Annotated in this window: 2 protein-coding genes; one reads left to right on the top strand and one right to left on the bottom strand. The window is 63.0% G+C overall.

Translation table 11 applies throughout. The features are described from left to right. Positions 1–164: 164 nt before the first annotated feature. Positions 165–1481, bottom strand: a complete 1317-nt coding sequence (locus tag BO74_RS20645; RefSeq protein WP_496445215.1) for a carbonic anhydrase — start codon at positions 1479–1481, stop codon at positions 165–167. Between the two features lie 349 nt (positions 1482–1830). Here BO74_RS20645 and thiC point away from each other — a divergent pair, with 349 nt between their 5' ends. Beyond that, positions 1831–3747: a phosphomethylpyrimidine synthase ThiC gene (gene thiC, locus BO74_RS20640; RefSeq protein ID WP_496445213.1), complete on the top strand. Its 1917-nt coding sequence runs from the start codon at positions 1831–1833 to the stop codon at positions 3745–3747. Positions 3748–3933: the final 186 nt, after the last annotated feature.

The raw sequence follows: 3933 nt of genomic DNA, 5'->3' as shown, positions 1-3933 counted from the left end.
GTATGACCTCAACCATGCCAACCGCCCGGTGCGGACCCGCATGCCGGGTGGTGTGGGAGGGGCGCAGTCTATAATGACTGCCCCCTATCCCAATGTGCGCTAGTTGTAGCCTATCTGTACCCAGCGCGAAATCACGGATTTGTCGCCTTTGTACCCCGCGCCGGTTAGCGCGATTCCTTGATAATCCGCCAGACGGCGGGCTGTGCCGGGCGCGCATTCGGGCGGTACAGGCGCTGGAAGATCGCCAGTTGCTGCGCGGAGACCTGCTGCGGCTGTTTGAGCACCAGCCAGAGGACATCCTCCGTACAGGGCGGCCGGGTCAGCGAGCCCATGAAGGTGAAATAGCCCTTGTTTTCGGGCAGGAGCTGGTTGAGGTCCACTGTCTGCCCCGGCGGCATGACCTCGCCGCCTTTTTCCAGCGGCAGGTGGTTGAGGGCGGACTGGATCAGCGGATTTTCCTGGCCTGGTTCGAGGACGACCGAAACGATCGCCGTCTTGCCGTCAGCGCCGGTATGAATGAGTTGCGCCTCCATGGCGAAGGATTTTCCGGCGACAGTGTGTTCCGAGGGAACGTGGAATTCGACGCGGCCAAGCTGGTACTGCTTTCCGAGCAACATCATGCCGCCGCCGTAAACGGTCAGCTGCAACTGGTGGACGGCGTCGGTGACGCGGTAGGCGCTCGGGGTGTAGAAGAACTGGATGGGGTCGAGGTCCACCGGAATCCCGTCGCGCAGGTCGATCGGCGACTGGCGGCGGCCGCTGGCGCAGGTGGCGTAGGCGGCATCGAGCCTCCCCCAGAGTTCGGGGCCGCGGTTGCCTTCGTAGGTCCACGCGGCACGCCCGCCGGCCGCCTGGGCCGAGGCTTTGGGCGAGGCGGCCGATTTCGCCGGACGTCTCCGGGTTGCCGCCGGTTTCCCCGTCGGCGACGTCAGTCCCCGCATCTCCTTCTGCACCGCATCTGCAACCAGCGCCTCGTTGACCTTGCGCAGGTCACCGGACACTTCATTGACCTTTTCCAGCGCCTGATCGACCGACTGCGCGCCCGCTGCGCTGCCGGCCGGACGACACACGAGCCGCAGGATCCGGTCGTCCGGCGTGCCGCTGCGCACCGGCATCTCGAACGGCGAGCGGACTTCCTCCTGGCGCAGCACTTCGCCTTCACTCTTGTAATAGGTCCGCTTCAGCGTGGAGTGCGAGCGCCCCGAGCAGTCGTAGCGCGATTCGAATTCGATGATGCGATAGGACGTCGACGTGCGCGGATCGACAATCGGATTGTCCAGAATGATCCGCCCGGTCGCGGTGACGGAACCGTCCTGCCCGGGGACGATCCGCTCGCGGTCGACCTCGACGTGCCGGCCGGGCTCGGTGGCCACGGTCTGCCACGCGGCGGCGAGCGTTGCGGACGGGAGGGACAGGGCGAGCAGGGCCGTGAGTCGCCCGATGGCGCGGAGCGGTAAGGAGTTGTCGTTTTTTGCCGTCATCGATTCATTCACGGAAACGTCAGCGAGAACTTTAGTCAACTTTGCGGAAACTTCATTCGGCGCAGCCCGGTCGAAAGCAATAAGCCTTGCCTGAGTCCTGTGTTTCCAGTAACTTAGGCAGTCGCTTTAGGGGTGCCGCGCCGGATCTTGTCACGAATTTTGTCAAACTCCCGGCGTAGCTGAGACAGTCCCTTTGAACCTGTACGGGTAATGCCGTCGTAGGGAAACAGAAGGCCAGCGCAACGCAACATCGCCGCGTCGTTTCATTCTTCTCTTGTTCCTGCCTCGCCATTCCCTTGCGTGTATCAGCCTACCGGCGCCGGAAGGCGTCGTCTTGCAAGGAAATGCCATGAACGCCAACGAAAAATTCGTCGCCGCCGCCGCCCACGTGGATGAGGCGGCCGTCAAACCCCTGCCGAATTCGCGCAAGATCTACGTCGAGGGCAGCCGCCCGGACATCCGCGTGCCGATGCGCGAGATCTCGCAGGACGACACGCCGACAGCCTTCGGCGGCGAGAAGAACCCGCCGATTTTCGTTTACGACTGTTCCGGCCCCTACAGCGACCCGAACGCCCGGATCGACATCCGCAACGGACTGCCCGCGCTGCGCGCCGGCTGGATCGCCGAGCGCGGCGATACCGAGGAACTGAAGGATCTGTCGTCCGAGTTCGGCCGCATCCGTGCCGCCGACAAGGAACTCGACGAGTTGCGCTTCCCCGGCCTGCACCGCAAGCCGCTGCGCGCCAAAGCCGGCAAGAACGTCACGCAACTGCACTACGCGCGGCAAGGCATCATCACGCCGGAAATGGAATACATCGCCATCCGCGAGAACAACAACCGCAGCGCCTATATCGAATCGCTGAAAGGCTCCGGCCCGCAAGGCGCCAAGCTCGCCGCGCTGATGACGCGCCAGCATCCGGGGCAGAATTTCGGCGCGAGCATCCCCGAGGAAATCACCCCGGAATTCGTGCGCTCGGAAGTCGCGCGCGGCCGTGCCGTCATTCCGGCCAACATCAACCACCCGGAAGCCGAGCCGATGATCATCGGCCGCAATTTCCTGACCAAGATCAACGCCAACATCGGCAACTCGGCGCTCGGCTCTTCCATTCAGGAAGAAGTCGAGAAGATGACCTGGTCGATCCGCTGGGGCGGCGACACGGTCATGGACCTCTCCACCGGCAAGAACATCCACGAAACGCGCGAGTGGATCATTCGCAACTCGCCGGTGCCGATCGGCACCGTGCCGATCTACCAGGCGCTGGAAAAGGTCAACGGCAAGGCCGAAGAACTGACCTGGGAGATCTTCAAGGACACGCTGATCGAGCAGGCCGAACAGGGCGTCGACTACTTCACCATCCACGCCGGCGTGCTGCTGCGCTACGTGCCGATGACCGCCAATCGCATGACCGGCATCGTTTCGCGCGGCGGCTCGATCATGGCCAAGTGGTGTCTCGCGCACCACAAGGAAAGCTTCCTCTACACGCACTTCGAAGAGATGTGCGAGATCATGAAAGCCTACGACGTCGGCTTCTCGCTCGGCGACGGCCTGCGCCCCGGCTCGATTTATGATGCCAACGACGAAGCGCAGCTCGCCGAACTCGAAACGCTTGGCGAACTCACCGACATCGCGTGGAAGCACGATTGCCAGGTGTTCATCGAAGGCCCGGGCCATGTGCCGATGCACATGATCAAGGAGAACATGGACCTGCAGTTGAAATACTGCAAGGAAGCCCCGTTCTACACCCTCGGCCCGCTGACCACCGACATCGCACCGGGCTACGACCACATCACCAGCGGCATCGGCGCCGCGTTGATCGGCTGGTACGGCACCGCCATGCTCTGCTACGTCACTCCCAAGGAACACCTCGGTCTGCCGGACAAGGACGACGTCAAGGAAGGCATCATCACCTACAAGCTCGCCGCGCACGCCGCCGACCTCGCCAAGGGCCACCCCGGCGCGCAGATCCGCGACAACGCCATGAGCAAGGCCCGTTTCGAATTCCGCTGGGACGACCAGTTCAACATCGGCCTGGACCCGGACAAGGCCAAGGACTTCCACGACGAAACCCTGCCCAAGGAATCGGCCAAGGTCGCCCACTTCTGCTCGATGTGCGGCCCGCACTTCTGCTCGATGAAGATCACCCAGGACGTGCGCGAGTTCGCCGCGCAGCAGGGGATCGACGAGAAAGCCGCCCTCGAAAAAGGGATGGAAACGAAGGCGGTGGAATTCGTGAAGACCGGGGCCGAGGTTTATCGGAAGCTGTAAGGGCGCGCTCCCGATTCAACCCAGCTCCCGTCATCCCGGCGAAGGCCGGGATCCAGAGGTGCACCACTTGATTCTGATAGGCCCACATAGATGTTTGTCATTCCGGCGCAGGCCAATGGGATGGACTCCTCCCTTGCACCGGCATCGATGTGCCAGACTGGAGTTGTCACCAACCAGTCAAACGAA

The sequence above is a fragment of the Propionivibrio pelophilus DSM 12018 genome, assembly GCF_059569095.1.
The sequence above is the reverse complement of the archived record's forward strand: the minus strand, read 5'-3'. Positions and strand labels throughout refer to the sequence as shown.

Bases quoted from the DNA above. Each gene is read 5' to 3' on its own strand.
- BO74_RS20645 (WP_496445215.1), bottom strand. From the start codon at position 1,481: ATGACGGCAAAAAACGACAACTCCTTACCGCTCCGCGCCATCGGGCGA.
- thiC (WP_496445213.1), top strand. From the start codon at position 1,831: ATGAACGCCAACGAAAAATTCGTCGCCGCCGCCGCCCACGTGGATGAG.